We start from the raw sequence: 422 nt of genomic DNA, 5'->3' as shown, positions 1-422 counted from the left end.
GACCAGCTGCGGTGAGTGCGACGGTGGGCCAGGTGGGTAGTGGGTCGCCGGGTACGAGCATCAGCGCCAGGGTCGCGGCGATGAGAATCAGAGGTCCAAGCACGGCCGGCCAGGCGGTGGTAAAGCTATGCAGGGTCGCGATGGTGACGACGAGCATCGCGGTGATGTAGGCGCCCACGATGAGCCAGGCGCCGCGGGTGCGCATGCCCAGCAGGTCTCGTATGTCTTCGTTGCCACCCCGAGGTGGCGTGATCATCACCGTTGCTCCCACTGCAGGGTGACACGGGCGCCGTTCCCCGGCGCGGAATCAATAACGGCCGCTCCGCCGACTTGGGACATGCGATCGCGGATGCTGACCGCAATGCCCAGCCGATCGGTAGGAACAGTGTTCGGGTCGAAACCGCTGCCGTCGTCCGTAACAC

Annotated in this window: 1 protein-coding gene; it reads right to left on the bottom strand. The window is 65.9% G+C overall.

The features are described from left to right. The coding region (locus tag IO33_RS0142050) for a hypothetical protein (protein WP_209439025.1) at positions 1 to 256 on the bottom strand (256 nt) is incomplete at its 3' end. Positions 257 to 422 lie beyond the last annotated feature (166 nt).

The sequence above is a fragment of the Streptomyces durhamensis genome (assembly GCF_000725475.1).
GTDB lineage: Bacteria > Actinomycetota > Actinomycetes > Streptomycetales > Streptomycetaceae > Streptomyces > Streptomyces filipinensis.
This window is presented reverse-complemented; position numbering and strand designations above follow the sequence as displayed.